The sequence below is a fragment of the Streptomyces sp. NPDC058685 genome, assembly GCF_042714725.1.
Classification (GTDB): Bacteria; Actinomycetota; Actinomycetes; order Streptomycetales; family Streptomycetaceae; genus Streptomyces.
On record NZ_JBHXSL010000004.1, the window covers coordinates 82,243 to 105,059 of the forward strand.

Sequence of the window (22,817 nt, forward strand, 5' to 3'; positions counted from 1 at the left end):
AGCATGTCGATACGCGTCGTCGTCGCCGGTGATCACCAGCTCGTGCTGGAAGCGTTCGCCGAGACACTCAACGGAACGGACGGTCTGGAGGTGGTGGGCCTCGCGACCACCTTCGAGGCCGTACTGCCCACCGTCGAACGGTGCAGGCCGACCGTTCTCCTGCTCGGCGAGAGCACCATGGGCGGCAAGGCGCTGCGGATCGCGACCGACGTCCGCTCCCACCACCCGGGCTGCGGCGTCGCGTTGATGGTCGGCACGGCGACTCCCGCCGTGGTGGACCGCGCGGTGGCGGCGGGCGCCCTCGGCATCGTGCCGAAGAACGGCCGGCTGCCCCAGCTGATCACCACGCTGATAGGCGTCGCGGGCGGCTGTCTCACCGTCGACCCGGCCCTCATCCGGCCGCCGGTGACCGGCGACACCTCGCTCAGCATCCGCGAGCTGGACGTGCTGCGGCTGACGGCGGGCGGAGCCACCGTCAAGGAGATAGCGGGAGAGCTCTATCTGGCTTCGGGGACGGTACGCAATCTGACCTCGGCGGCCATCAAGAAACTCGGCGGGCGCAACCGCTTCGACGCCGCGCGCATCGCCGTGGAACAGGGGTGGCTGTGAGGCGGCGGGAGACCTCCGGACACGCGCCGGCCCCGGCACCAGGCGTGCCGGGGCGGGGCGTCCGGGAGCTGTTCGTCCGTCTGCACGGACTGCTGCTACTGCTCCAGGCAGAACTCGTTGATCGGGTAGCCGACATGGCGGTCGGCCGTCGGAAGGTGACCGAGGATCGTGTCGCCCGGCTTCAGTTCGGTGCTGTTGAGGACCGCTGCGCCCGGGCCGAGGACCCGGACGTGCCAGTCGTCCTGGAGGATCAGGTTGACGGCCTGGCCGTTGGGCGCGACCGCGTCGATCGAGATGAGCGGACGGGTCTCTATCTTGACCCGGCCGACGCTGACCGGACGCGTCTGGCCCTTGACGTCGACGGCCAGCACGGTGCTGCCGGCGTGGAGTTCGCTCAGATAGTGGGTCCGGCCGTTCTGCGAGACCGTGTACGAGTGCAGGGCGCCGGCGTTGACCCGGAACGGGCGCGTGGGCATGTACGGCAGCGGATGGGTTTCGCTGACGCACAGCACCATGCCCTTGGAGTGCGACCCGACGAGGATGCCCTCGTCCTTGCGGAAGTACGTCGTGGTGTCGACGCAGGCGCGCTCGCCCATGCCGATGTGACTGGCCGCGGTGACCGTGAGCTCCACCAGCTCGATCTTCCCCGTGCGGGAAGTGGCCGCTGTGCGCAGCGCGGTGGCGTCGCCGACGGTCAGCCCCTGCATCAGGACGCCGTCCGAGCCGAGTTCGAGCACGCCGAAGATGATCTCGGCCTCCTCGGGGTTGGACGCCGTGGTGACGATCGAGCCCGGGGCGCCGGTGGCGGCCGCGATGACGATCTCCAGCGGGATCTTCGTGGGGTCGCGGAAGTTGAGGATGCTCCAGTTCTCCAGGCGGGCCGCGAGGCAGGCGTCCTCGAGGGTGTCCGCGTCCACGATCTCGACGTACCGGCCGAACTCGACGTCCGGGTGGGCGGCGGCGAGCCCGGCGCGGGCGTCCCGGCCACCGGGGACGATCACGAGGTCGGCGCCGCTGAGGTCGTCCGGGACCACACCGTCCTCGAAGAGCAGGATCTTGCGGACCGTCGGGGGCAGGCCGGCGAAGGCGGCAGGGTCGGCGGCGACGATGCCGTCGATGCGCTGGTGCAGGGCTTCTTCGAGTACTGCCGCGGTGGCGGTGCCGGCGTTGCGGATGTCAAGCCAGCACAGTTTGGCGTCCGTCATGGTGGGGCCCTCCTGTCGTGTGGTGGATCTCGGTGTCGTCGAGGTGGTCGGGGGTCAGCCGTTCGTCGGCGAGCCGCTCGTCGTCGAGCTGCCCGGCCACGAACGGACCCGGGTGGAAGTGCTGTTCGGGGAAGTGGTGGACGAGCCGGGCGACCTTGGCGGCCAGCCGGCGCGGGTCGGACGCCTGGAAGATGTTGCGGCCCATCGCCACCCCGCCCGCGCCGCCGGCGAGAGCGTCCCGGACGTACGCGAGGACGTCCTCCTCCCGCGCGAGGGCAGGGCCGCCCGCGACGAGAACCGGTACCGGGCAGGCGGCGGTGAGATCGAGCATCTCCGCCGTCGACCCGAGGAAGACGGTCTTGACGAGGTCGGCCCCCAGGTCGGCGGCGATCGTCACGGCGTGCGCGACGGTCGCCGGGTCCCGGGGGTCGGTGATGCGGGGGCCGCGCGGGTACACCATGGCCAGCAGCGGGAGGTTCCAGCGGTCGCAGGCGTCCGCTATCCGCCCGAGGTCGCCGATCTGCTGGCGCTCGTCGTCGGAGCCGAGGTTGACGTGGACGCTGACCGCGTCCGCGCCGAGCCGCAGCGCCTCCTCGACCCCGGCCACGATGTACTTCGCGGTGGGATCGAGTGCCTGACTGGTGCTCGCGTTGAGGTGGATGATCAGCGACATCGCGGCGAACCGCTCCGGACTGATGTGCCGCACACTGCCCTTGTGCACGACGACGGCGTCCGAACCGCCGGCCGCGAGCCGGCCGGCGAGCTGGTCGAGGGTGGTGCCCTTCGGCACGACCGGGCCGTCATGGATCGAGTGGTCGAGAGGGGTGATCATCAGGCCGGCCGTGCTGTGGCGATAGAGCCGTCGCAGCCGCAGTGACCGGGCGAAATGGCCGAATGTGGTCATGAAGCGCCCTTTCTTGTTCGCGGGTGGGCGTGATCGTGGGCGGTGTTCCTGAGGTCGGCTGCTCGTTCCGTCGTGGTGCACCTCCGTGGTCGGACCGGGCGCGAGGCGGCGTCCGGGTGTCGTGGGCCGGGGTGGTCATGGCGCGCAGATAGGCGCGGTCGGGTTTGCCCGAGGGGGTGAGCGGAAGCTGGGGCCACACCGAGATCCGGACCGGGGTGTGCTCCGGGGTGAGCGTCGCGGCCACGAATCCCCGGAGGTCGCAGGAGGTGCGCGGGGCGCCGTTGCGCAGCTCGACGGCGGCGTGCACCTGCTCGACGAGGTCGCTGTCGCGGACCCCGAAGACGGTGGCCTGGCGGACCTGCGGATGCCGCAGCAGGGCGTCCTCGATCGCCGCCGGGTCGAGCTTGAGACCGCCGTGCTTGATCACGTCGCCGACGCGGCCGTCGAGACGTAGATAGCCGTAGCGGTCCCAGTGCCCGAGGTCGCCGGTGCGCAGCCAGCCGTCCTTGAGGGTGGCGCCGGTGAGTTCCTCGTCGTCGAGGTAACCGGCCGTCACGGTCGGCGACTTCACCCAGATCTCGCCGGTCTGCCCGCGCTCGGCCGGGACCGGGCCGCCGGCCACCCGGATCTCCACCGCCACCCACGGGAAGGGCCGGCCGACGGTGCCGAGCAGCTCGGGTTCGCGGTGGTCCAGCGGGGTCAGACAGGCGATGCCGCCCGCCTCGGTGGAGCCGTAGACCTGGATGAGGACGTCGCCGAAGATCTCGACCGCCCGCGCGACCCGGGCCGGGGCCGCGGGGGTCCCGCTGTAGGTGATGCGGCGGAGCGAGGTGAGGTCGGCCGTGGTGATGCCCGGGTGGTCGAGCAGCCGGTAGAGGTGGGGCACCGCGAGATAGACGTCGGTGACCCGGTGGTCGGTGAAGGCACGCAGCACGGCCTCGGTCTCGAAGCCGTCGTGCAGGACCACCGTGCCGCCCGTGGACAGCACCGCGTCCGCCATCGGCGCGGTGGTGTGGCTGATGGGTGTGACGGACAACAGCGTCGCGGGTCCCCGGGGATCGAGGCCATGGGCGAGGCGGTCGACGAGTTCCTCACGGGTGCCGTAGCGCTGGGCCACCATCTTGGGGCGGCCCGTGCTGCCGCTGGTGAACTCGACGGAGGCGAGCGCCTCCGGCCGTACGGGCGGGAAGTGCGTGGGCAGGGCGGCGCGCGCCGGCGCCTCCCGGGGGATCGGCAGCACGGTCAGCCCGGGCAGCCGTCTGGCCAGCCAGCGCCCGCGCTGGGCGCTCTCCTCGTCCACCAGGAGCAGGAACGCTCCGATGTCCCGCAGCAGTTCGGTCTGGGTGGCCAGGGAGAACGTCTCGGTGTCGGTCCGCGGGTTCATCGACCGGATGTAGACGGACGTGGCCCCCAGGAGGTGGACGGCATAGCGGGCGCTGAGCATCAGGGGGTGGTTCGGCCCGGTGAGCACGCCCACCGCGTCGCCGTGTCCGATGCCGCGGGCGTGCAGTACGGCTGTCGTGCCGAGGACGGAGTCGCCCAGTTCACCCGCCGCGACGGTGGTGCCCGGCCCGTGCACGACGGCACGGGCCGGATCCCGTTCCAGTGCGTTCAGAATCCGTTGCGCATAGGTGCTGTCACGGGTGGCCATGACCCTCCAATCTTCAAAGTCGGTACATCACAGGTCGGATGAGGGATGTCGGTGACGGACCCGGAAATGCGGGCCGGTCAGGTGATCTTCATTTGCGCCATCATTCCCATGGCGCTGTGGTCGATCATGTGGCAGTGATAGGGAAAGACCCCGCGGTGCGAATCGAAGGTGAGCTGGAGTTTCACCGTCTGACCGGGGAAGAGCAGCACCGTGTCCTTCCATCCGGCCTCGGCGGGATAGACCGGCTGTCCGTCGCGTTCGAGAATGCGGAACTGCACCAGATGCGTATGGAAGTTGTGCGGAATGGTCGCGCTCTTGTTGGTGACGGTCCACAGTTCCGTGGTGCCCCACCGGATCTCGGTGTCGATGCGTTTCGCGTCGAACGTTTTCCCGTTGATGTACGCCTGGTGGCCTCCGGTCTCCGGCTCGTCCATCTGGAGCTCGAAGGCGCGCTCCACGGTCGGCTTCGCCAGGGCGGGCAGGGTGGTGAGGACGTCGGGGACGCGGCTGGGGTCGGCCACCTTCTCGCCCACGTCGAAGCGCATCACCTTGCCGACCTGCTCGACCGGGCCGGGGCCGATCAGGTTCTCCAGGACCAGCTGGGTGCCGGGGGCGTACTGCGCGAAGTCGATGACGAAGTCGGCGCGTTCACCGGGGGACAGGACGAGCACCGGGGCCGGCGCGGGGGCCGGCAGCAGTCCGCCGTCGGAGCCGATCTGGGTCATCTGGCTGCCGTCGGACAGCCGCAGGATGAAGATGCGCAGGTTGGAGGAGTTGAGCATCCGGAAGCGGTACTTGCGTCCCTGGACCTTCATGTACGGCCAGGGCCGGCCGTTCACCATGATCGTGGTGCGGTTGAACGCGTCGTCCATCGTGTAGACCATCGCGCCCGCGTCGTCGAACTGCGCGTCCCGCAGGATCAGCGGCACCTCGTACGCACCGGACGGAAGCCCCAATCGGTCCTCGGCCGCGTCGCCGAGGAGGTAGAGGCCGGACAGCCCGCGGTAGACGTGCTCGGACTCCATGTGGTGGGCGTGGTCGTGGGTCCACAGGGTCGCGCCGGGCTGCTTGTTGGCATAGACGTACGTCCTGCTGCGCCCGGGGGCGATCGTGTCCATCATGCCGCCGTCGTGCGCGACGGGGTTGTTGCCGCCGTGCAGATGCACCGAGGTCGGCATCTCCAGCGCGTTGATCTGCTTGACCACCGCCGTGCGCCCGGAACGGGCCCTGATGGTGGGGCCGGGGAACGACCCGTTGTAGGTGAGGACGTCCGTACGCCGGCCGGGCAGGATCTCGTGGCTGGTGCGGCTCATGGTGACCGCGTAGAAGTCGGCGGTCCCCGTCCGCAGATAGGGCTTCAGGACCTTGGGCAGGGGGAGCGGCACCGCGAAGGGGGTAACGACCGGGGCGCCGGCCGCCGTTGCCGCCTTCGCGGCGCCGCTGGGGGTGGTGAGGGTCCGGAACACCCCGCCGGCCGCGCCGACCGCGCCGACGGCACCCGTGGTGAGACCGAGTCGTATTGCATGACGACGAGTGAGCACGAGATTTCCTTAGTGGCGAGGTGAATTCGTGCCACGAGCATGCGGCGGAACCGGTGAATGTCCGAGCGAAAGGGTTCTGCTGCTGTCATCTGTCACGTCATTCATGACCTCGATCACCTCAGCGGAACGGGCCTTTCCGGGTGACGGTTGTCATGGCCGGACATGGTCTCTGTCACCGGTTCTCCGGCGGCCGTCACCACCACTCCCGCGCGGCGTCAGAGTGTTTTTCGACGTCTGTTCCCTGCGTACCCCGGAGATCCGAATGACGACAGAGAAGGCTCCACCGCCCCGTAGCGCACCGGTTTTCCGCGAGGACGTACGGGTCGCGTTCGACGGTGAGTCGGCCACGCTGACCAGCCCGGTCACCTCGTTCACGCTGCGCCCGGTGCGCGGCGGCATCCGCACCGCGCTGGTCCGGCTCACCGAGGGTCCCGCGCCGCTGGACGAGCTCTTCGACGGGCTGCTGCCCGCCGAACAGGTCCAGGTGCGGCGGTTCCTGGACCGGGCCGGTCATCTGCTCGCGCACGGCGTCCTCAGCCGGGACGAGGGCGCGAAGCGGCGTGAACTCGTCCGTCTGGAAGCGGTCGCACGGGACGGTGAGCACCGGGTCGCGACGCTCGGGCCCGATGCGACCGTGCGGCTGTCCCGGTTCGCGTTCTGCCGCTCCCGAAGCGGAGCCCTGGTGCTGGAGTCACCTCTGGTGAAGTACCGCGCCGTCCTGGTGGACGGCGCCGCGCGCGACCTGGTGGCCGAGCTCGGGACCCCGACCACCGTGGCGCGTCTCGCGCAGCGCGTCGCCCTGGGCGGTGACGAGGTGCTGGACGTGCTCGGCCATCTGACGGGCGCCGGCTTCGTCGAACCGGCGGACCCCGACGGCGCGTTCGCCTCCGACAGCGACCCGACGCTGCGCCAGTGGGACTTCCACGACCTGCTGTTCCACTCCCGTATCCGCTCAGGGCGCTACGACGAGCTGTTCGGCGCCGTCTATCCCCACCGGGGGGAGATCGAGCCGCAGCCGGCCGTGAAGCCCGTCCCGGACGGCCCGGTGACCGAGCTGTACCGGCCGACGCTGGAGGAGATCGAGAGCCGCGACCCGCTGCTCACCACCGCGCTGGAGACGCGCCGCTCCATCCGTTCCTACGGTGAGCGGGAGCTGACGGCCGCGGAGCTCGGCGAGTTCCTCTACCGCGTCGCCCGGGTCCGCGCCCACTTCACGCCCGGCGACGGCAGCGACCGCGACGAGGTCGTCTCCCGTCCCTACCCCAGCGGCGGACAGGGCTACGAGCTGGAGCTGTATGTGACGGTGCGGCGCTGCGCGGACCTTGCTGCCGGCATCTACTACTACGACCCCGTCGGTCACCGGCTCGTCCTCGTCAACAGCGATGCCGTGGACCGCGAGTCGCTGTTCCATGTGGCGTCCCGCGCCACCGGTATGGAGGCGCGTCCCGACGTGCTCGTCACCGTCACGGCACGCTTCCAGCGCATGTCGTGGAAGTACCGCGCCATCGCCTACGCGACGACGCTGCGGCACACCGGCGTCCTCTACCAGACGATGTATCTGGTGGCGACGGCGCTCGGCCTGGCGCCGTGCGGGCTCGGCAACGGCGACGCCGACATGTCGGCGCGGGTGCTCGGCCTGGACTATCTGCGGGAGTCCTCCGTGGGCGACTTCCTGCTCGGCAGCCGCAGCCCCGGCGACTCGGTGGCCGGCGAGCCGGAGGAGGGCTGGCGGCTGCTCAACAGCCCGGAGTGGTCGCTCCCGGCGGACTCGTAGGCGATGAGAACGGCCCGCCCGGCCCCGACCTGCGTGAAAGCGCCGCTTTTCCTCCCCGTGCGGCGGCGCTTTTGTATTCGGTGGGCGGCTGCATCGGCATGACAGCGGTTATATCCGCCGTGATAAATGTCAGGACGGAGTCGGGAACACTAGCCACGGATGGGCGGTGAGCGCATTATTAATTCAGCAGCCGAACACGGCGGCTAAAGAATCCGGAAGGGAATTCAAAATGAGCATCAACGACATCAAGAACGGCGACGACGCGGCCAAGGCGTTCGAGGGCTTCGACGCGGACGAGCTGGAGACCCTTGAGGTCGAGCAGGGTGTGGCTCTCCCGGAGATGGGCGCCTCCAGCGGTTCGATCGGCACCTCGTCGTCCTCGTCCTCCACCTGCTCCGCCTGCTGAGAACCCGCTCCGCGGATCACCGGAAGGAACCTGGAATGAGCAGGAACGACTGGGAGTACGGGGAAGACGTGGCGGCGGCATTCGAGAGCTTCGACGTCGAAGAACTCGAGACCCTCGAAGTCGCGCAAGGCGTCGCGCTTCCCGAGATGGGCGCTTCGACGGGCTCGATCGGGACCTCGTCCTCGTCGTCGACCTGCTCGGGTTGCTGATCGGAAGTTGCACCAAAGGATGCGCCCATCCAGCCGGCCGGTTGGATGGGTACATCCTTGTGTCCGGACGGGTTCTCCGCCGCGAGTCCCGTCGCCGGGCCAGGTGCGGCCCGCGGCCGCGGGCCGGATTCCGTATCCCGGCGGTTCAGCCCCGCACCGCGACGTGGAACGACGAGAGCCACAGCACCACCGCGGCCCCCAGGCCGACCACGACGCGCGCCGTCTCGCCGGTCGTGCCGGCAGCGAGCGCCACGAACCCCACCACCGCGACGACGCTCAGCGCGACGGCCGTCCAGGTGTACTGCCACTGGTCGAAGAGGCGCGCGAGCGGGAAGAAGTGCAGCCCCACCACGAGGCAGATGCCCGGCGGGATCAGCTCCGGCCGGCCGGTCGCGTTCGACGCGGCGATCACCGCGAAGACGGCCACCACCTCCGCCGCGTTGACGATGCCCACGCCGCGGTTCCACTTCTCGGGCAGGCGCACGCTGCGGACCGCCGGACCCGCGGCCCCGCGGAAAGCCAGCACCACACCTGCGACGCTCAGCGCGGCGGCCACCACGCCGACGGCGACCGACAGCGGCACCGCTTCTATCCCCGACCCGCCGGCGAATGCCCAAACAAGGGCGAACACCGCCAGAACGATCGCGCCGCGGCGGCGCAGATTCTGCGTGAGTGTCTGACACTCCGGCTCCGTAGTCATTGCGCGAGAGTACAACGCCATTCCGTTCATTCTGACGGGTTTCGGCCAACCCCCGAGAGGGCGCAATCGGCTGCCCCGGCACCGGGCCGCGTACCGGTGTCACGGAAACCGTGACGTATGTAAGCGGCCCCTTCGCATTCCCTTCTCGGGCCGGACGAATCGCCAGAAGATTCCTCTCAGACGTTTGTTTTCGATTTCTCGGAAGGTGCGAAAGCATGGGGATTGAAGCGCCGGAGCGCACTGCCGTGAAGCCGGACTCCGCCGGCCTGACGGGAGTACGGCTCCACACCCGGATGCCGGTGACACCGGCGTGGCTGACCCAGCGCATCGTGCCGGTCGCCCGCGCCCTCGGCGAGCAGGGAGCACCCGCCGTCCAGCTGCGCCGCGGCTGGCTGCACGGTCCGCACGTCGACATCCTCGCCCTCGACGTCCCGGGCATGCCCGGCGGCGCCGACTGGGACGCGACGGCGGCCGCGCTCGACGCGGGACCGCTCGACCCGCCCCGAGCGCTCACCGAGGAGGCATACCTCCAGCAGGCACGGGAGTTCGGCCGCCTCGAAGCCGTCCAGCCCCCGTACCTTCCGCTGCGCGAGCACGGCGCCGTCGCCCGCCTCGGGCCCGCCGACACCGCCTCCCGCGAACCGCGGCTCGACCGCTTCCGCACCGTGGTCCTCGGCGCCCTCACCAAGCCGCTGCTGCGCACGATCGAGGGGATCACGGCCGAGCCGGCCACCGCGGCCGTCCGCCTGGCCGAGGCGTTCGCCGCACTCGCCGACACCCATCTCCTCGGCCCGGCGCACGGAGTGTTCTCGCCGCGCTCGCACGTGGAGGCGTTCCTCGCGTGGGCCGCCCCGACCAAGGACGTCAGGCCGCTGTTCCAGGAGCGGCTCACCCGGGACGTACCCCGGCTGCGCGCCGTGGTCGAACAGCGCCTGAGCGGCGAGGTGTCGCCGGCCGCGGCCGAGTGGCGCACCGCCTTCGCCTACAGCTCCGGGACCCTGGAGAGCGCGGTCGCCTCCGGCACCCTCACGCTCGACCTGCTCGACTCCGTCACCGACGGCGTCGACCGCAGCGAGATGGGCCCGCCCGGAGCGACCCGCACCGTGCCGCAGGGCGACCAGCCCGACACCGACTTCCACCGGGCCGTCGGAGCGTCGGGGGTGGTGGCCAGCCCCTCACGGTGGTTCGCCGCCTTCCGGCTGCTGACGAACCTCTTCTACGAGCAACTGCCGCTGCTCACCGTCTCTCCCATGCAGCGCTACTACATGTGCTTCGCGATCGCCGAAACGGTCGACGAGGTCCTCGGCGTGTCCTGGCAGGACCGGCTGAACGCCCAGCGGGACCGGATGACCGCCGCCACGACAGCCGACACCACGGGAGCCCCGCGATGACCACGACCGCACCCGCCCGCGAACCCCTGTGGTTCCTGCGCGTCAATCCGCTGCGCCGCAACCGGCTGAGCGATCCGGCCCAGCGCCGTCTCCTCGACGAACTCGCCGCCGTCGAGAAGACGCTGACGGCCGCCGCCGAGGAATGCTCCGAGGAGCTCTACCACCGCATCGCCGCCGCCACCGACGACACCGAGCGGCGCGACCTCATCGCGCTGCGCCGCTCCATCCACAACGGCCGGGCCCCGAAGAAGGCGCCCGACCCCGCCACCCCCGCCGTGACCCGGTGGCTCGAGACGCGGGACGGCAGGGAGCGGCTGCGCGCCGAGATATCCGCCGGTTACGCGGCGGCGGCCGACCGTGAACGCGAGGGTCTGGCCGCTCTGTTGGGCGACGACGACCTGCTGCGCTCCCTGGCGCTGATCGCACCCGAGGTCCACCAGGAGGCCGTGCGCTACCGCGCGGCCGTCCTCGGCCCCGGCAAGATCACCGCCCGTACCCGCAAGTCCGAGCGCGGACTCATCCAGTACGTCACCCGGGCCATGGTGCGCACCAGCCCGCTGTCCCGGTTCACGGCCGTCGGCATCGCCGAGCCGGACCCGGACGGCGTCGACCCGAGCGATGTGCCGTTCGACGGCGCGACCGCCTTCCCCGGCCTGGACCGCGTCATGCTCGGCTATGTCCTCGGCGGGCTGCCCGACCCCGGCGACGCGGAACTCCGCGAACTGTGGATCGGGTTGCCGCCCACCTCGGCCCCCGACGAGGCGGCCGGCAAGCTGTTCTTCCTCAAGCTCGGCGAGACGGGCATGCGCCGTCTCGCGGTGCCCCTGGACGGGCCCGTCGGCGACCTGCTCGACGCGGTGTCCATGGGACCGCGGCCCTACCCGTCCGTCGTGGCGCACGTCGCCGAACGCGCGGGCTGCTCCGCCGACGACGCCGAGCGGCGCGTACGCCACGCCCTCGGACAGGGCGTGCTGTGCAGCTTCCACGAGGCCGAGGACGGCTCCGCCGACTACGACGACCTGCTGACGCCGGACGATCCGCGCGCCGGTGACCTGACCGCGGCGATCCGGGCGGGACTGCCCGCGCTGGCCGCCGCGCCGGCATCCGAACGCGGCGCCGTGCTGGACGAGTTGCGCGGGAGTCTCGGCAAGCTGAGCCACCTCGCCGGGCGGCCCGCGCAGATCACGGTCGAGGAGGACTACGTCATGCCGCCGCTGACGGTGGCGACCGAGCGGTGGCACCGCCCCCTGGCCGACCTCGGACCGGCCGTCGAACTGCTCACCGTCTTCGACTGGCTGCACGACGTACGCGTCCTGATGACCGCCGCGTTCGTCGAGCGGTTCGGCGCCGGGGCCAATGTCCCGCTCGCCGCCAACGCGCCGTTCGTCGTCGGCGAGGTCTCCCGCCGCGCCGCCGCGATGGCCGCCGCCTACGGCCCCGACGGCACCGGCGACGTCGCCGCCCTCGACGGCATCGGCCCGGCCGACGGCTCCCTGGAGCGCATGTACCTGCTGCGCCGCGAGCTGACCGAGGCCGTCCACGCCCGGCTGTCGAAGACCGTCGACGCCGGTGAGGACACCCTCCGCCTGACGGCCGAGGACGTCCGGGAGCTCACGGCGGCCCTGCCCGACCGGTTCCGCCAGGACCGCCTCATCTACGGCGTCCTGCTCCAGCAGGCCGGCGAGCAGCTGATCCTCAACGACGGACTGCCGGGCCACGGCATGCTCTACGCCCGCTTCCTGGAGGCCGACCGGCGGCTCGGCGGCCGCGCCCTGCCGCTACTCGCCGACCACCTCCAGCGTGCCTACGGCTCCGACGGCCACCGCGTCACCGAGGACCTCGGCCTGCACCGGCTCAACGTCAACGCGCACACGCCGATCCTGCCCGGCGGGCTCCGGCCCGAGGACTGGTTCGGACTGCGCCTCGCCCACGACCCGGACACCGACACCCTCAGGGTCGAGGACGCGGACGGCAGACCCCTTCGGGTCCTGCCGCTGGGCACCGGTCACCCCGGCCTCTTCCCGCCGCCGCTGTCCGTCGCCTCCGGCCTGGTCATCAGCGGCCGTCTCTTCAACGCCCTGCCCAACAGCTGGCACGCCGCCACCCCCTGGGACCGCGGCACCACCAGGACGGCACCCCGGATGGCGGTCGGCGAGGTCCTGATCGGTCGGCGCCGCTGGTACGGCGGTGAGGAGCTGGCCACCGCCGTCGCCGCCGGTCCCGACGAACTCGACCGGCTGCTCGCGCTGAACGCCTGGCGGGCCCGGCACGGTGTCCCCGAGGAGGTCGTCATCAAGACCACGCCCGAGGACGAGGGCCCCCTCTCGGTCGGCGCACCCGACGTCCAGTCCAAGCGGCTCCAGCAGAAGCCGCAGTACGTGGACCTCACCAGCGCCCTGAGCGCCCGGGTACTGCCCCGGATGCTGGACCGCCGTGGCGCGGACACCGGCGGGAGCTATCTGGAGGAGGCCCTGCCGGCCGTCGTGGACGGCACCCACGCCACCGAGTGGGTGGTCGAGGTCGGCCGCGAGCCCGGTGGCAGCTTCACCTACGACGCGGGGGAGCGGTCATGAGGCTCGTCGCACGCCCGGACCTGCACTTCGCGCCGGTGCCCGGCGGGGTGTACTTCAGCGGTACGCACGGGCAGTTCGTGCTGCGCGGATCGGAGCTGCTGTTCGCCGTCGCCGAGGGGTGCGTACCCCTCCTGGAGCAGGGCGCCACCGAGGACGAGCTCGTCACCGCGATCGGCACCGAGCGGGCCCGGCCCGCCGTCCGCCATCTCGTGGACCGGCTGCGGGCCAACCGCATGCTGCTCGACCCGGCCGCGTTCACCGTTCTCCCGCCGGACGCCGAGGTGCGCTCCCGCCACCCCGAGGCGATCGCCCGGCTGGAGACCCTGCTCGACGATCCGTATGCCGCGTTCGCCCGGTTGCGTGCCGCGACCGTGCTGCTGACCGGGCCGGCCACGGCGACCGGACCTGCGGCACGCGGCCTGCGCCGGGCCGGGGTCGGGCAGGTGACGGTCGCCGACTCCCCGGCCGCGTACGGCGGTTCGGCCAAGACCGTGGACGCCGTCGTCGTCTGCGGCGCGGGCGTCACCGCCGCGGTCCCGGACGGTGTCCCCGACGGCGTCCCGGTGGTCCCCGTGCTGCTCGGCGAGCGCGTCGCCGTCGTCGGGCCCGCCGTGACGGGCCCGGACGGCGGCCGCACCTGGCAGGTCTTCCGGGACCGCGCACTCGGCTGGGCGGCCGCGGAGAACACCGAGCCGGCGGCCCGCCCGGTCGCCGACGCCCTTGCCGGCGCGCTCGCCGGACAACTTGTCTTCGACGCCCTGACGGGCACGGCGGACATGGGCGAGGCCCATGTCGTGCACGGGACGGCCCTGGTCGCCGACCGGGTCACCGTCGAGGGAGCTCACATGGCGGCCGCGACCGGCCGGCCGAGCTCCCTCGAGGACGCCCCCGCGGAGCCGATGCCCGAACCCGAGGACGCGCTGGCCGCCGCGGGCGCCCTCACCCGCCGCTGGACCGGGCTGTTCGCCTCCGGAACCGGCGAGGACCTGCCGCAGATGCCGCTCGCCCTGCGCCCGGCCGAGCACCGCGCGGACCGGACCGGCGCCGTCGTCGGCTGGGCCGGACACCAGGAGACGGCGACGATCGCCGCCGCCCTCCAGGCCCTGCGCGCGAGGTCGCCCGAGGGCGGCACGCCCGCCGCCGGTCTCACCGAGGAGCACTGGCTCCTGGACGGAGCCCTGCGCGGGCTCACGCCGTCGGCCGCACCCCTGGCGGACGTCACGCCGGACGACCTCGACCCGGAGGCCGCGCGGATCCTCGCCGCGGTGCGCCCGCTGCTGCCCGCCGCGCCCACCCTGGAACTCCTGCACGTCCCCGGCCTCGACTGGCGGCTCGCCCGCGTGGCCGGGGCGGGGGACACGCTCGGCCTCGGCTGGGGCGCGAGCGCGCAGGAGGCCACCCGTACCGCGCTGTGCACGGCCCTCGCCCGTCTGCAGACGACCGAGGGCGGCGAGGAGCGGGTCGCGGACGTGTCCACCGACGCGCTGCTGTTCACCGGTACCGACGTCCTCGGCACCCTGCGCAAGCAACTCACCGCCCACGCCGGGGAATCGGGCCTCGTCCACCGCGGCCGGGCCGTGCGGACCGATGCCGTCCTCGGCGAACTCCCCCTCTGGTACGGGCCGGTGGAGTCGTCCGCACGCACACCGGAGACCCAGGACACGCAGGAGACCCAGGATGCGAACTGACCTCCCCGCGGGCCGGGCCGGCGCACCGGCGTACGGCCCCGGGCTCTCACCCCCGTACGACGACGAGGCATGGCACACCGCGTTCGCCGCCCTGGCCGGGGCCACCGACGGCGCGGTCGCCGTGAACCGCGGCTGGGACCTCGCCTTCGAGCGCGGGCGCCTCGACGAGGCCGCCGCCCGGGGCCGCTCCCACCTCTCCGTCCGGGTGCACGGCGACGAGGTCCTCGTCGGCCCGCTGTGGATGCCCGGCAGCGACGCCGGATGTGCGGGCTGTGCCGAGGTGCGCGACCGCACCGTCCTCGAACACCCCCTCGTGGGGGACCTCACCCATGCCACCGCGGCCCCGTCCCCGAGCGCGCCGCTGCTGCCCGAACTGCTCCGGGCGACCCTGGAGCATCTGGCACAGCGGCCGCTGGGGCCCGGCGAGCTGTACGCCGTCTCGCCGCGCGGTCTGCGCCGGCACCGCATCGCGCGCAGCTTCCACTGCCCGCTGTGCGGCCCGACGAAGGCCGAACTGGACGGCACGGCCGTGCCGTTGCCGCTCGCGCTGCGCGCCCGGCCCGCCTCGCCCGGCGACCCCACCCGCTCGGCGCACAGCCGGCTCGTGGAGCGCGGGCTGCTGCGCGACCGGCTCGTCGACGACCGCTACGGCCCGGTCCGCGCGATCCTGCGCGAGTCCCACGCCCCGTTCGCGATGAGCATGGCCGTGGTGCCCGACGCCCCGGCCATGGGCCACGGCCGCGCGCAGACCTTCGCCGAGACCGAGCCCGTCGCCGTCCTGGAGGCGTACGAACGCCTCGGTGGTTTCCCGTACGACATTCCGGTCCTCACGGGCCGTGCGTACACGGAGATCGCCGATCACGCCGTGGACCCCGCGACGCTCGGCGGGTACACGGCCGAGCAGCTCGCGCACCCCACCTCGCGGGTGACGCCGTCGGACGAACACACACCGATGGACTGGGTGTGGGGCCACGACCTGGCGGACGGCAGGGCTCTCCTCGTCCCCGCCGACCATGCCTTCTACCAGTACGAGTACGCGTTCCGCCGGGACCGGCGGGCCGCGCGCGAGGTCGGTCCGACGGAGCGCAAGCACTACTTCTACGAGTCCTCCAGCGGCTGTGCGGTCGGCTCCGGCCTCGAAGAGGCCGCGCTGCACTCGCTGTTCGAGCTGGCGGAGCGCGACGCGTTCCTCACCTCCTGGTACCGGGCGGCGCCCCTGCCGTACATCCCCGAGGCGTCCATCACCGACCCGACGAGCCGCGGCATGATCGAACTGATCAGGGCGCGCGGCTTCGACGTCCATCTGCTGGTCGCCACCCAGGACATCGCGCTGCCCGTGGTGTGGGTGCTCGCGGTGAACCGGCTGAACCCCTTCCCCGCGACGTTCTCGTCCGCCGGGTCCGGCGCCGACCCGCAGTCCGCGATCCGGGGAGCCCTGCGCGAGGTGGCCCAGCTCGTCACCAACCCGGTGGACTGGACCCGCGAGCAGGTGGAACCGATGGTCGATGACCCATGGCTGGTCCAGGAGTTGGAGGACCACGTCCGGTTCTCCTCGCTGCCCGAGACGGCCACCCGTGCCACGGCGGCCCTCGGCGGCACCCGGGTCACGCTGGACGAGGCCTTCCCCGACTGGCCCCGGCGCCTGGCGGAGGCGTCCGGCGGCGATGTCCGCGGAGCGCTGGAGTTCGTCCGCAGCCTGTTCGCGGACGCCGGTCTCGACAGGATCGTCCTCGTCGACCAGACCAGCCGCGAGCACGCCGACGCCGGTATCTCGGTCGCGCGTGCCGTCGTGCCGGGCATTCTGCCGATGTGCTTCGGCCATGCCCAGCAGCGCCTCGCGGGGCTGCCCCGGCTGGAGGCCGCCCTGCGCGGCACCGGCCAGGAGCACCGGGCGATTCCCTACGACCCCCACCCGTTCCCGTGACGGCCCCGGTCGCCGAGGCCGCTTCGGCAGCGCAGGGTCCGGTGGCGGGAGAAGCCGCGCCGGTGCGGCGCTCGCCCGTCGATCTGCCCGGCCCCGAGGGGGACAACAGCATCGCGCGCGAACCGCTCTGGTACGCGTACGGCGCCGGCGACGACCGGCCCGAGCCGCCGTCCTGGACCTGGGACGCCACCCCGCCCCCGGACACGCATGTCGCGCCCGCGCCCCCGACGGGCGCGGGCGCCCGCACCACCCTGCCGCTCGGCACGGCGGGCCTGCTGGAGCGGATGGCGTTCCCCCAGGTCCCGTCAGCCCGTCCGGTCCCGTGCGGGCCGCCCGCCCTCGCGGTGCCGGACGCCGAACGGCCCGGCCGGGCCCTGGTCACCGCGTTCGGCCCGCAGCGGCGTGAACCGGAGAACCCGTACAACGACCACCGGACCTACGCCTCGCCGCGCTGTCTGTTCCCGGTGCACGCCTTCGTGGACGGAGGCGGCGGCGACCCCTGGCGGCTGCTGGAACCGGATCTGCACGCCCTCACCGGGGCGCCGGACCCCGGGGAGATCCGGCGGATCGCGCTGACCGGCCGCTATACGGCGATTCCGGCCGCCTACCAGTGGTTCCGCGGCTCGCTGGTCGCCATCGAACTGGGCATCGTGCTGCGGGCCCTGGGCATCGGTCTGGAGGTCTTCGGGGTGCCCGCCAGGCTGCGGCTGCCCGACGCCGACGCGCATGCGCTGATCGGCGAACTCGGGCCGGAACGTGCCTGGGAGTGGTCGCTGCCCTTCGTGCTCGACCTCGGCGACCCGGCCCCCGCGGCCCGTACGCCCGGCGCCCCTGTGGTCACCACTCCCCGTACGCCCGGCGGCCCGGACCCCGTACCCGGCGGCATCGGCGCGGGCGACCCCGCGTTCGCCGACCTGGTGAGCGTCAACCGGAGCCAGACGTACGGCGGTTCACCCGTGCCCATGACCACCGCCGTGCCCGCGGGCCTTCCGACCTCCGGACGGACGCCGAACTGGGCCGAGCTGCTGTGGAGCCGCCACTCGGGACGGATGCCGCGCGGACTGCACGGCATGAGCGGCCGGCCCGCCCGGCTGCCCGCCGAGGCCCTGCACACCGCCATGAGCTGGCTCGCCGTCCCGCCGCCGGGCCCCGAACTCGCCGCCGCCTTCGACGCGGTGAAGGTCACCGCCGTCGTGCAGGGCATCGACGGGTACGACGACGGTGTCCACCGCATCGAGGACGGCACGGCCCGCCTGGTGCGCGCCGACACCTCGGCGCCCGGGGCGCTGGAGGAGAACTACGGATACGGGGTCTCACCCGTCAACGGCTGCCGCATCCGGCACGCCCCGATGACCGTCTTCTTCTCGATCCGGCCTCGGGAGCTGTTCGCCCGGCTCGGCCCCGCCGGCTGGAGCGCCGCCCAGCACGCCTGCGGCTGGGCGGTCCACGGACTGTGTCTGTCCGCGGCCGCGTCGGGCCTGTTCGCACGCCCCGTCAGGGCGTTCAAGGAGATACCCACGCAACGCGTCATCGGCCTCGACGAGGACGAGGCGATCGTCCTGTCGGCGGTCGTGGGGGTCCCTCAGGACACCGGTGGCGCGCTGCTCGACCTCAGAGTCTGACGGCTCGGAGCGCGAAGGAGCGACACACATGACGCAGCGAGACACGACCGGGCACACCACCCCGCCCGGCGGGACCACGGACTGGAACGCGTGGCACCTGCACCTCGCCACCACGGCACGATCGGCCCACGACCGGGTACTGACCGAGGTCGTGGGCCCGGTGGTGCGCGAACTGGCCCCGGACAGACCCTGGTTCTTCATGCGGTACTGGCAGTCCGGACCGCACGTCCGGCTGCGGATCGGCGATCTCGACCCACGGACGTACGACCGGGTCGAGCAGGCCCTCACCGAGCGGCTGGCCGTAGCCGGCCGGCTCACCGGCGGCGAGGAGCCGCTGGACGCGGACGCCTACCGGCTCGGCGCGGGCCGGCTGGCCGCGGCGGGCGAGACGGGCGACAACCGTTTCGTGCGGGAACTGCGGGAGCCGGGCGTCCACCGGGCCGTCTACGAGCCGGAGACCGAGCGCTACGGCGGCGCGGCCCTGATGCCCGCCACCGAGCGGCTCTTCCGGCTCGCCAGTGAGCTCGTCCTCGGATTCGTCCCCCGCATCTCCACCGACGGACACCGCGCGATGCTCGCCCTGCGCGGCACGATGGCCGCGGCAGGCGCCCTCGGCGATCCGGCGGAGCGCTCGTACTACTACGCGCACGGCCTGGGCGCGTGGCGCGCCTGGGCCACGGAGGCCGGCTACCCGGACGACCTGCTCGACCGGATCACCACCGTCAACCGGGACGGCTCCGCCAAGGACGCCGACCCGGCGGGCCACGGCCCCTTCGCCGGCTGGCACGCGGCGCTGGTGTCCCTGAAGGAGCTGATCGAGGAGAAGTCTCCGACCCACCCGGGCATGATCCTCTTCTCGCACGCGCACATGCTCCACAACCGGCTCGGCCTGAGCCTGCTGGACGAACTGCGCACCTACGCCTGGCTCGCGCATGTCTTCCCCCTCCCCGAGGGTGCGCACGGTCCCGGGGAGCTGACGCGGACCGCCTGACCCCCCGCGGGACGACAGGGCCCGGCCGGATCCCCCTCCGGCCGGGCCTTCTCGCGCGCCCACGGGCCTTTCCTCTCCCACGTCCCTTGCCGCCCGCGGCTTCCGCCGACCCGCGAGCGCTGAGCGCCGACGCACCGAGGGGGGCCTCCCCGGGAGGCCCCCCTTGTCGTGAGCGGTGCGGTGTCGCGCGGATTCCTCACTCCGGCCGCGGGTCCCAGCGGAAGCGGCGCACGGCGATCAGGGCGCCGATGACACCCCAGGCCGCCAGGACGGCGAGTTCCTTCCACTGGTAGCCGGCGTCGTTGGCGAACGGCGCCAGCATGGCGTCGTTGAACGGCTTCACCGGCAGCAGACCCGCGATCGTGTTCAACACGTCGGCGTGGATCGGAAAGTAGCTGCCGGAGATGAAGACCAGCGGGAACTGGATGAACTGCACGACGGCTGGGGCCGCCTCCGAGTTCCTGATGAGCGAGGCGACGCCCACACCCAGGGCGCAGAAGCTCGCCGCACCCAGCACCAGCGTCAGCACGACGGGACCCCAGGCGGAGGGCAGCGTCACGCCGTACAGCGAGCCGATCCCCATGACCAGCGCGACGTCGACGACGCTGACCACCACACAGTGGACCAGCAGCCCGGCGAAGTAGATCCAGGCGGGCAGCGGGGTGGCGTGCAGCCGCTTGAGGATGCCCTGCTGGCGGCGCATCGCCAGCACGATCGCCAGCTGGCCGTAACAGGCGCCGAGCACCGACACCGCGGCGATCGTGGGCGTGTAGTACTGCATGCCCGTGAGGCCGAAGAAGAAGGTCTCGCCGCTGCCGCCGCTGAAGACGGCACCGAAGATCCCGATGATGACGATCGGCAGGACGAAGGTGAAGACCATCGACTGCGGGTTGCGCCAGAACGACAGCTGCTCGAAGCGGATCTGGTGCACGAGAAGGGACAGTTGGCCATGTCCGCCGCGGACCGCGGGACGGTCGGCGCGCGTGGCCGTGGTCGGGGTCAGGGTGGTCATGAGCGGCTCCGCCTCGGTCGGCGCGGCCCTCGGCCCGAGGACGGCGAGGGTGCTTCCTTGTCTGTGAGGTCCGCGTAATCACGGGTGAGGTCCAGGTAGACGTCCTCCAGCGTCGGCTGCACCACGCTGAGGCGCTCCAGCGGAGTGCCGCGGCGCAGCGCCCAGTCGGTGAGCTTGTGCAGGGCCGCGGTCGGCTCCTCGGCCTCCGCCGTCACCAGACCGTCCGCCACCGATGTGACGGAGAGCGGGATGTCGGACGGCACGGCACCGCGCGGCAGCGCGAAGCTGATGCGGGCCAGCGCGCTGTCCCGGCCGCCGAGGGTCTCCGGTGTGCCGGTGGCGACGATCTCACCGCCGGTGATGACGACGACCGAGTCGGCGAGCGCCTGGGCCTCGTCCATGTAGTGGGTGGTCAGCACGATCGTGGTGCCGGCGTCCCGGAGATTGCGCACCACGTCCCAGGCACCGCGGCGGGCGCCCGGGTCGAAACCGGTGGTGGGCTCGTCCAGGAACAGCAGCTGCGGGTCACCGATGACGCCCAACGCCAGGTCCAGACGCCGCTTCTGCCCTCCTGAGAGGTCCTTCACCTTCGCGCCGCGCTTCTCCTGGAGACCGACGAGGTCGATCACCTCGTCCACGCCGCGCGGCGCCGGGTAGTAGCCCGCGTTCCGCGCGATGGTCTCCCGTACCGACAGATACGGTTCGACGGCGATGTCCTGGAGCACGAGACCGATCCGGCCGCGCAGCCACTTGCCGTCCGCCTTCTTCCCCGGGTCGCGCCCGAGCACCTCGACCCGGCCGCCGTCGCGTTCACGGAAGCCCTCGAGAATCTCCAGTGTGGTGGTCTTGCCCGCGCCGTTCGGACCCAGCAGGGCGAAGATCTCGCCCTCCGAGACGGTGAAGTCCACACCGCGTACGGCCTCGTGGTCTCCGTAGCGCTTGCGCAGGCCCTCCACGGCCACCGCGGTCACCGCGGTCCCTCCGGTTCCTTCACTGTCTTTCCTCCCGGCGTTGTGGGTCGCCCACGGACAGAACTCCGGGGCGCACTCAGGACGTTAGGACCGGGCCACGGGCTTCCAGGAGGGCGCGGAGGGGAGCCGGTGACGGACGTCATGGAACCGGCGACAGTTGTCAGGGGAGGGCGTGACCCGCGTTGCCGCCGGGGTGGCGGCCGCACATTCTCATGGGGCGGGGCCGGTGCGACAGCCGCTCCGCCGACAGGTGCGGCGACGCGGAAGGCGGTCACAGACGTGCAGTTCGGGGAAGTGGACGAAGTGGAACGGCCGCGGATCACCGTGGTCGGCGCGGGCATCGGGGGCCTGGCACTCGCCGGCGCGCTGTCCGCGAACGGCACACCGTACGAGATCTTCGAGCAGACCCGGCAGCTGGCCGAGGTCGGGGCGGGCGTCCAGCTCTCCCCGAACGCGATCCGCCCCCTGGTCCGCCTCGGTCTCGAACCCGCGCTGCGCAAGCACGCGGTACGCATCGAGGCGATGGAGGTACGCGGCTGGACCGGCCGCCCCATCGCCCGCACCCCGCTCGGCGGGGACTGCGAGCGCATGTTCGGCGCGCCCTATCTGACCATCCACCGGGCCCATCTCCACGAGGCCCTGCTCTCCCTGGTGGACAGCGACAGCCTGCACCTGGGCCGTCGGCTGCGCGCCGCACAGGAGACCTCGGAGGGAGCACGGCTCACCTTCGACGACGGCACCGTCCGCCCGGCTGATGTCGTCGTCGGCGCGGACGGAATCCACTCGACGGTCCGCGAGACGTTCCACCGCGACGCCCCGGTCTTCGCCGGCCTCGGCATCTACCGCGGTCTCGTTCCGGTGGACCGTCTGCCCGCGGAGGCCCGCGAGTCGCTGGTGCGTCTGTGGCTGGGCCCGGGCGGGCACTTCGTCTGCTACCCGGTCGCGTCGGGCGAGTACATCAGCTACGCGGCGACCGTGCCGATGACCGAGGCACCGGCCGAGTCCTGGTCGGCACCGGGGAACCCGGACGACCTGACACGGGCCTTCGGGGCGTGGAACGGCCTGGTCGGCGACATCGTCCGGGCCGTGGAGAGCACCCACCAGTGGGCGCTGCACGACCGGCCCCCGCTGCGCACCTGGTCCAGCAGCCACATCACGCTGCTCGGTGACGCCGCGCATCCGATGCTGCCGTTCATGGCCCAGGGCGCGAACCAGGCGATCGAGGACGCGATGGACCTGGCGGCCTGCCTGGCCGAAGGCTCCGGCACATCGGTCGTATCCCGGCTCGCGCACTACGAGTCGCTGCGCATTCCGCGCACCGCGGAGATCCAGCGCGGCTCCCGCGGCAACGCCGGAGTCCTGCATCTGCCCGACGGCCCGGCGCAGCGCCGCCGCGACGCACGGATGGCGGTCCATGCGGCCCTGCACGACCGGGCGACGCTGTACGCGCACGAGACCGGTCGCAGTGTCGTGCCGACGGGGGTGTGACAGGGCGGTGGACGGCAACGAGCCCCGGGCCGGCGGCCCGGGGCTCTGTGCTGAGGTCGGACACGCTAGGGCGTGACCGGGACGTCGGGTCCTCCGTGTGAGGCCGTCGGCGTCAAGTACGTGAACCGCGCGCCAGGACCTGCGCGTCAGGTCCTACG

At 72.4% G+C, this 22,817-nt stretch carries 18 protein-coding genes; 11 read left to right on the top strand and 7 right to left on the bottom strand.

Annotation, left to right across the window (positions count from 1 at the left end; genetic code table 11):
• The first annotated feature begins 3 nt into the window (after positions 1-3).
• On the top strand, positions 4-609 hold the full coding sequence (locus ACFWU3_RS04920) for a response regulator transcription factor (RefSeq protein ID WP_313945186.1): 606 nt from the start codon (positions 4-6) through the stop codon (positions 607-609).
• A gap of 95 nt (positions 610-704) precedes the next feature.
• On the opposite strand, the gene ACFWU3_RS04925 is transcribed toward ACFWU3_RS04920, so the two are convergent.
• From ACFWU3_RS04925 to ACFWU3_RS04940, 4 genes are all read right to left on the bottom strand, one after another.
• Positions 705-1,814 carry a 3-dehydroquinate synthase II gene (locus tag ACFWU3_RS04925; protein ID WP_313945185.1) on the bottom strand — a complete coding sequence of 370 codons (1,110 nt, stop codon included), beginning with the start codon at positions 1,812-1,814 and terminating at the stop codon, positions 705-707.
• The gene (locus ACFWU3_RS04930; RefSeq protein WP_327682162.1) at positions 1,786-2,718 is read right to left on the bottom strand and encodes a 2-amino-3,7-dideoxy-D-threo-hept-6-ulosonate synthase; all 933 of its coding nucleotides are present in this window, start codon (positions 2,716-2,718) and stop codon (positions 1,786-1,788) included. The genes ACFWU3_RS04925 and ACFWU3_RS04930 overlap by 29 nt, the downstream gene beginning before the upstream one ends.
• Complete coding sequence (locus ACFWU3_RS04935; RefSeq protein WP_384431234.1) at positions 2,615-4,369, bottom strand: class I adenylate-forming enzyme family protein; 1,755 nt, start codon at positions 4,367-4,369, stop codon at positions 2,615-2,617. The genes ACFWU3_RS04930 and ACFWU3_RS04935 overlap by 104 nt, the downstream gene beginning before the upstream one ends.
• A 77-nt stretch (positions 4,370-4,446) precedes the next feature.
• Entirely contained in the window at positions 4,447-5,910 is a 1,464-nt protein-coding gene (locus tag ACFWU3_RS04940; protein WP_384431237.1) for a multicopper oxidase family protein, read from the bottom strand.
• Positions 5,911-6,172: 262 nt separating this feature from the next.
• On the opposite strand from ACFWU3_RS04940, the gene ACFWU3_RS04945 reads away from it, so the two are divergent.
• The 3 genes from ACFWU3_RS04945 to ACFWU3_RS04955 all read left to right on the top strand — a co-directional run bounded on the left by ACFWU3_RS04945 (position 6,173) and on the right by ACFWU3_RS04955 (position 8,299).
• Positions 6,173-7,684 carry a SagB family peptide dehydrogenase gene (locus ACFWU3_RS04945; RefSeq protein ID WP_384431240.1) on the top strand — a complete coding sequence of 504 codons (1,512 nt, stop codon included), beginning with the start codon at positions 6,173-6,175 and terminating at the stop codon, positions 7,682-7,684.
• 229 nt (positions 7,685-7,913) lie between these two features.
• Positions 7,914-8,090, top strand: a complete 177-nt coding sequence (locus tag ACFWU3_RS04950) for a thiazolylpeptide-type bacteriocin (RefSeq protein WP_313945179.1) — start codon at positions 7,914-7,916, stop codon at positions 8,088-8,090.
• Between the two features lie 35 nt (positions 8,091-8,125).
• Entirely contained in the window at positions 8,126-8,299 is a 174-nt protein-coding gene (locus ACFWU3_RS04955; RefSeq protein WP_340474257.1) for a thiazolylpeptide-type bacteriocin, read from the top strand.
• 145 nt (positions 8,300-8,444) lie between these two features.
• Here the strand turns inward: ACFWU3_RS04955 and ACFWU3_RS04960 are convergent, their stop codons facing one another.
• Positions 8,445-8,999: a hypothetical protein gene (locus ACFWU3_RS04960; protein ID WP_384431243.1), complete on the bottom strand. Its 555-nt coding sequence runs from the start codon at positions 8,997-8,999 to the stop codon at positions 8,445-8,447.
• A gap of 215 nt (positions 9,000-9,214) precedes the next feature.
• On the opposite strand from ACFWU3_RS04960, the gene ACFWU3_RS04965 reads away from it, so the two are divergent.
• From ACFWU3_RS04965 to ACFWU3_RS04990, 6 genes are all read left to right on the top strand, one after another.
• Positions 9,215-10,390, top strand: a complete 1,176-nt coding sequence (locus tag ACFWU3_RS04965; RefSeq protein WP_384431246.1) for a hypothetical protein — start codon at positions 9,215-9,217, stop codon at positions 10,388-10,390.
• Positions 10,387-12,963, top strand: coding sequence for a hypothetical protein (locus ACFWU3_RS04970; RefSeq protein WP_384431249.1), 2,577 nt, complete (start codon positions 10,387-10,389; stop codon positions 12,961-12,963). Before ACFWU3_RS04965 ends, ACFWU3_RS04970 begins: the two co-directional genes overlap by 4 nt.
• A complete protein-coding gene (locus ACFWU3_RS04975; RefSeq protein WP_384431252.1) occupies positions 12,960-14,651 on the top strand; it encodes a hypothetical protein in 1,692 nt (563 codons plus the stop codon). Before ACFWU3_RS04970 ends, ACFWU3_RS04975 begins: the two co-directional genes overlap by 4 nt.
• Positions 14,641-16,575, top strand: coding sequence for a TOMM precursor leader peptide-binding protein (locus tag ACFWU3_RS04980; RefSeq protein WP_384431255.1), 1,935 nt, complete (start codon positions 14,641-14,643; stop codon positions 16,573-16,575). Before ACFWU3_RS04975 ends, ACFWU3_RS04980 begins: the two co-directional genes overlap by 11 nt.
• A gap of 62 nt (positions 16,576-16,637) precedes the next feature.
• Complete coding sequence (locus tag ACFWU3_RS04985; protein ID WP_384431257.1) at positions 16,638-18,197, top strand: hypothetical protein; 1,560 nt, start codon at positions 16,638-16,640, stop codon at positions 18,195-18,197.
• Between the two features lie 28 nt (positions 18,198-18,225).
• Positions 18,226-19,188 carry a thiopeptide-type bacteriocin biosynthesis protein gene (locus tag ACFWU3_RS04990; RefSeq protein WP_384431260.1) on the top strand — a complete coding sequence of 321 codons (963 nt, stop codon included), beginning with the start codon at positions 18,226-18,228 and terminating at the stop codon, positions 19,186-19,188.
• 196 nt (positions 19,189-19,384) lie between these two features.
• Here the strand turns inward: ACFWU3_RS04990 and ACFWU3_RS04995 are convergent, their stop codons facing one another.
• The gene (locus ACFWU3_RS04995; RefSeq protein WP_328861225.1) at positions 19,385-20,200 is read right to left on the bottom strand and encodes an ABC transporter permease; all 816 of its coding nucleotides are present in this window, start codon (positions 20,198-20,200) and stop codon (positions 19,385-19,387) included.
• Positions 20,197-21,171: an ABC transporter ATP-binding protein gene (locus tag ACFWU3_RS05000; RefSeq protein ID WP_384431264.1), complete on the bottom strand. Its 975-nt coding sequence runs from the start codon at positions 21,169-21,171 to the stop codon at positions 20,197-20,199. Before ACFWU3_RS05000 ends, ACFWU3_RS04995 begins: the two co-directional genes overlap by 4 nt.
• Positions 21,172-21,450: 279 nt before the next feature.
• Here ACFWU3_RS05000 and ACFWU3_RS05005 point away from each other — a divergent pair, with 279 nt between their 5' ends.
• Positions 21,451-22,659, top strand: a complete 1,209-nt coding sequence (locus ACFWU3_RS05005; protein WP_384431267.1) for an FAD-dependent monooxygenase — start codon at positions 21,451-21,453, stop codon at positions 22,657-22,659.
• Positions 22,660-22,817: the final 158 nt, after the last annotated feature.

Excerpts from the sequence above, each read along its gene's own strand:
- ACFWU3_RS04995 (WP_328861225.1), bottom strand. The coding sequence starts at position 20,200 with ATGACCACCCTGACCCCGACCACGGCCACGCGCGCCGACCGTCCCGCG.
- ACFWU3_RS04980 (WP_384431255.1), top strand. The coding sequence starts at position 14,641 with ATGCGAACTGACCTCCCCGCGGGCCGGGCCGGCGCACCGGCGTACGGC.
- ACFWU3_RS04955 (WP_340474257.1), top strand. The coding sequence starts at position 8,126 with ATGAGCAGGAACGACTGGGAGTACGGGGAAGACGTGGCGGCGGCATTC.
- ACFWU3_RS04945 (WP_384431240.1), top strand. The coding sequence starts at position 6,173 with ATGACGACAGAGAAGGCTCCACCGCCCCGTAGCGCACCGGTTTTCCGC.
- ACFWU3_RS04925 (WP_313945185.1), bottom strand. The coding sequence starts at position 1,814 with ATGACGGACGCCAAACTGTGCTGGCTTGACATCCGCAACGCCGGCACC.
- ACFWU3_RS04965 (WP_384431246.1), top strand. The coding sequence starts at position 9,215 with ATGGGGATTGAAGCGCCGGAGCGCACTGCCGTGAAGCCGGACTCCGCC.
- ACFWU3_RS04990 (WP_384431260.1), top strand. The coding sequence starts at position 18,226 with ATGACGCAGCGAGACACGACCGGGCACACCACCCCGCCCGGCGGGACC.
- ACFWU3_RS04920 (WP_313945186.1), top strand. The coding sequence starts at position 4 with ATGTCGATACGCGTCGTCGTCGCCGGTGATCACCAGCTCGTGCTGGAA.
- ACFWU3_RS04970 (WP_384431249.1), top strand. The coding sequence starts at position 10,387 with ATGACCACGACCGCACCCGCCCGCGAACCCCTGTGGTTCCTGCGCGTC.
- ACFWU3_RS04935 (WP_384431234.1), bottom strand. The coding sequence starts at position 4,369 with ATGGCCACCCGTGACAGCACCTATGCGCAACGGATTCTGAACGCACTG.
- ACFWU3_RS04960 (WP_384431243.1), bottom strand. The coding sequence starts at position 8,999 with ATGACTACGGAGCCGGAGTGTCAGACACTCACGCAGAATCTGCGCCGC.
- ACFWU3_RS04950 (WP_313945179.1), top strand. The coding sequence starts at position 7,914 with ATGAGCATCAACGACATCAAGAACGGCGACGACGCGGCCAAGGCGTTC.
- ACFWU3_RS04930 (WP_327682162.1), bottom strand. The coding sequence starts at position 2,718 with ATGACCACATTCGGCCATTTCGCCCGGTCACTGCGGCTGCGACGGCTC.
- ACFWU3_RS04975 (WP_384431252.1), top strand. The coding sequence starts at position 12,960 with ATGAGGCTCGTCGCACGCCCGGACCTGCACTTCGCGCCGGTGCCCGGC.